Source organism: Massilia sp. CT11-108, from assembly GCF_047302915.1.
GTDB classification, from domain to species: Bacteria; Pseudomonadota; Gammaproteobacteria; order Burkholderiales; family Burkholderiaceae_D; genus Telluria; species Telluria orientalis.
The window spans coordinates 1-3,578 of sequence record NZ_JBKYMO010000531.1 but is presented as its reverse complement, the minus strand read 5'-3'; the positions used below and the strand labels follow the sequence as shown (position 1 = coordinate 3,578).

Annotated in this window: 4 protein-coding genes; 1 reads left to right on the top strand and 3 read right to left on the bottom strand. The window is 67.2% G+C overall.

All coding sequences use genetic code 11. From position 1 onward, the window contains the following. Nucleotides 1-181: 181 nt before the first annotated feature. The 3 genes from ACEN88_RS26805 to ACEN88_RS26795 all read right to left on the bottom strand — a co-directional run bounded on the left by ACEN88_RS26805 (nt 182) and on the right by ACEN88_RS26795 (nt 2,643). Complete coding sequence (locus ACEN88_RS26805; RefSeq protein ID WP_413344561.1) at nt 182-1,471, bottom strand: amidohydrolase family protein; 1,290 nt, start codon at nt 1,469-1,471, stop codon at nt 182-184. After that, nucleotides 1,468-2,052: a nicotinamide riboside transporter PnuC gene (pnuC, locus tag ACEN88_RS26800; protein WP_413344559.1), complete on the bottom strand. Its 585-nt coding sequence runs from the start codon at nt 2,050-2,052 to the stop codon at nt 1,468-1,470. The genes ACEN88_RS26805 and pnuC overlap by 4 nt, the downstream gene beginning before the upstream one ends. A 93-nt stretch (nt 2,053-2,145) precedes the next feature. After that, nucleotides 2,146-2,643, bottom strand: coding sequence for a pyridoxamine 5'-phosphate oxidase family protein (locus ACEN88_RS26795; protein WP_413344557.1), 498 nt, complete (start codon nt 2,641-2,643; stop codon nt 2,146-2,148). 161 nt (nt 2,644-2,804) lie between these two features. Between ACEN88_RS26795 and ACEN88_RS26790 the strand changes: the two genes are divergently transcribed. Then, nucleotides 2,805-3,578 (top strand): glycosyltransferase (locus ACEN88_RS26790; protein ID WP_413344556.1); only part of this gene is annotated, 774 nt, incomplete at its 3' end.

The window sequence follows — 3,578 nt, the reverse complement described above, 5'->3', positions numbered from 1 at the left end:
GGCCAGCCCCGGTTCGACGGGTCTCGGCGCGCCCGAAACGGGCGGTAACCAGAGCGAAGACGACCTGGCGCCGCCCCGCCGCGACTGACCCGCGGGCGGCGCCGGCCATGCGGCAGATCTGGGCGCAGTCCATGTCCAGTGCGATGGCTGGTCGTGGATGTTGGCCGTGGATAGGTGACGTCTATTTTCGCGTATCGCTCCGGATGACGGCGCCACCCTTCATGACGAAGTCCACGCGCGTCAGCGCGGCCGGATCCGCCAGCGGATCCCCGCTGACCGCCACGATGTCCGCATACTTGCCCGGCGTGATCGACCCCACGCGATCCTTCCAGCCCAGCAGGTCGGCGCCATTGATTGTCGCGGCCTGGAGCGCCTGCATGGGCGTCATGCCGTACTTGACCATGTAAAAGAACTGGCGGGCATTGTCGCCGTGGGGATAGACGCCGGCGTCGGTGCCGAACGCCATCTTGTCGCCTGCCTTGAACGCCTTGCGGAAGTTATCGCGCTGCAGTTGACCGACCATGCGCTCCTTCTCCAGCGACTCCGGCAGCATCCCGGCCCTGGCGCCTTCCTGCAGGATGAAGTCGTCGTTATAGATGTCCATCACGAGATACGTGCCTTTTTCTCGCGCGAGGCGGATGCCCTCGTCGTCGATCAGGCTCGCATGCTCGACCGAGTCGACGCCGGCCAGGATCGCGTCGCGGATGCTGCTCGCGCCATGCGCATGCGCGGCCACGCGGCGGCCCAGTTTATGGGCTTCCTCGACGATTGCCTTCATCTCTTCCAGCGTCAGTTGCTGGGCGCCCGCCTCGTCGCCTTTCGACAGCACGCCGCCGGAGGCGCAGATCTTGATCGTGTCGGCGCCGAACTTCGCCATCTCGCGCACCTTGGCGCGTGCCGCCCACGGACCGTCGGCCACGCCGTTCTCCGTGAAATGGAAATCGTGCGGCAGCAGGTTGTTGTCGCAGTGGCCGCCCTGGATGCCGATGGCGTAGCCGGCCACGCGCATGCGCGGACCGGGCAGCTCGCCGTCGTTGATGGCGTCGCGCAGCGCCACGTCGCCGAAGCCGCTCGCGCCCACGTTGCGCACCGTCGTGAAGCCGGCTTCCAGCGTGCGCCGCGCCGCGTACGCGCCGTACATGGCGGCGCGGATGTCGGACACGCCCAGTGACCGGTAGCCGTGCAGGTTCGGGTCGCCGGTCAGGTGCACGTGGGCGTCGATCAGGCCCGGGAGCACGGTCTCGCGCGACAAATCGATCACCTGGGCGCCCGCCGGCACGGTCGTGCTCGCGCTGGGTCCGACGGCCGTGATGCGTTCGCCGCTGACGAGGATAGTCTGGTCCGGCAGTACCTTGCCACCGACGACGTCGACCAGTTTGCCGGCGCGGATGGCGACGACCTGGTCGGCGGCGGTAGCCGACAACGTGAAGGTAAGGATGGCCAGCGCGGCCGCGAGCGGTGTCTTGTTCATGGGATTGGGCTCTCGGATAAAAGAGGTTGCGCAGCCAGTCGGTACCAGCTGCGCCAGGAAACGATGGCATTGACCCAGAAGCCGCCATACAGCACGGCCGTCAGGACGAGGTCGCGGCTCAGGTAGAGCGGTGCGGCGATGGAGTTCACCAGCAGCCAGAACGCCCAATTCTCGACGCGGCGCTGCATCATGAGCACCTGGCCGATGACGGAAAAGACGAGGACGGCGGAATCGAGGAAAGGCGCGTACGCGCTGGTCGTGAAGTGCAGCAACGCCCCGTAGCCGGCCGTGGCGGCGATGCCCACCGGCACGGTCCACAAGAGGTTGGCAGCGCCGGCGTGCGTGATCGGCAGCGGGTCGCCATGGTCGCCGCGCACCCATTTCCACCAGCCGACGACGCTGGTGGCGACGAAGAACGCCTGCAGGGCGACGTCGGCATACAGGCGGTTCTGGGCGAACAGCGCGCCGAACAGCGTGCAGCCGACGATGCCGGTCCACCACGTGTGGACGTTGTTGCGTCCGGCCAGCAGGATGGACACCGCGACAAATCCGTTCGCCGCCAGTTCGAGCGGCGCGATCATCGCGTCCGGCCCTGCCCGTCCCTATCCATGCACGCTCCTTCAAAGAAGCGTGTACTGTACGCCAGCCACTCCGATTATTGCAAGAGAGGAATGTTATAGCTTCAGTGTGCGGTGTTCGGCATCCACGTCCGGCCGGGTGCCGGTCACGGCCGCTTTCGCGTAGGCGAACAGGCGCACCATCTTGCTGTCGTGCGAGTCCCAGTATTCGGCGGAGTGCGGCTCGACGCGGATCAGCACGGCGTGCTCGTCGTCCGGACCGGCCGGGAACCACGCCTGCACGCCCGCGTTCCACATCGCGCGGATGCGTTCGCGGTCGACGACGCGCTCGGCCAGGCCGCTGACCGACACGAACAGGCTGTCTTCCGGCTTCGCGAACGACAGGTTCACTTGCGGCCGGTGCGCGATGCAATCCCACAGCGCGGTCTGCGTGGACGTGAAGAACCAGACGCCGCCCGCGTCGTCGACCTCTTCCTGTGTCATCGGCTGGCTCAGCAGGTGGCCGTGTTCGTCCTGCCATGTGAACATGGGAAAGCGGACTTCCTTGATCCTCGATTTCAGGTCGGCGATGTCTTTGCTGTCGTGTGAGCTCATGGTGGTTCCTTGTACGGATGGAGCCCCATCGTAGCGCGCGCCCACCTGTGGTTCGGTGCGGCGGCGAACCTTTGAGGCCGGTCAACAGTGCCCGCAAGCAGAAAAAATGCCACGTTGCAGCGCAATATAATCTGCCATCTCGTCTCATTTTCGGGTGATGCATGGGTTCCCTCTTCGAGCCGGACGAGCGGCCGCGTCTCGTCGTCCACGTGGTCGACGCGCTCGATGCCGCCCTCACCGAGACCAGCCTGCTGAACCTGATCCGCTACCTGCCGCCCGAGCGCTATCGCCACGCCATCGTCTGCATGCACGACCGCTTCGGCCATCACGCCGACGTCCGCGAGCACGGCGTCCAGGTCGTCAACCTGCACAAGCGGTCCGGGTCCGATCCCCTGCACTACGTGCGTATGTTCGGCGTGTTGCGCGCGCTGCGGCCCGACCTCATCCACACTCGTGACGGCGCCGGGCTGCCCGCCCAGGTGGTCGCGGCGCTGGCCGGGGTCAAGCTGCGCGTGCATGCGGAACACGGACGCGGCGCGGCGGATGCCGGACGGGGCGTCGGTACCCGGCTGCTGCGCCGGCTGCTGTGTCCGCTCGTCGACCATTACATCGCGGCCAGCAGCGACCTCGAGGAATGGCTCGTCGAATCCGTGGGCGCGGAACCGGCGCGCGTGTCGCAGATCGCGAGCGGCGTCGACAGCGTGCAATTCCATCCGCGGCTGGGGCCGTCCGCCGCCGTCGGCCCGCCCGGTTTCATGCACGATGGGGCATTCGTCGTCGGGAGCGTCGGCCGCATGGATGCCGCCGGCAACCACACGACCCTCGTCGAGGCATTCCTGCGCCTGATCGCGTCGCCGCATCCGGCGCACCAGCGGTTGAAGCTGCTGCTCGTCGGCGACGGGTCCGAGCGCGCCGAATGCCAGGCGCTGCTGCAC

Excerpts from the sequence above, each read along its gene's own strand:
- ACEN88_RS26795 (WP_413344557.1), bottom strand. The coding sequence starts at position 2,643 with ATGAGCTCACACGACAGCAAAGACATCGCCGACCTGAAATCGAGGATC.
- pnuC (WP_413344559.1), bottom strand. The coding sequence starts at position 2,052 with ATGATCGCGCCGCTCGAACTGGCGGCGAACGGATTTGTCGCGGTGTCC.
- ACEN88_RS26805 (WP_413344561.1), bottom strand. The coding sequence starts at position 1,471 with ATGAACAAGACACCGCTCGCGGCCGCGCTGGCCATCCTTACCTTCACG.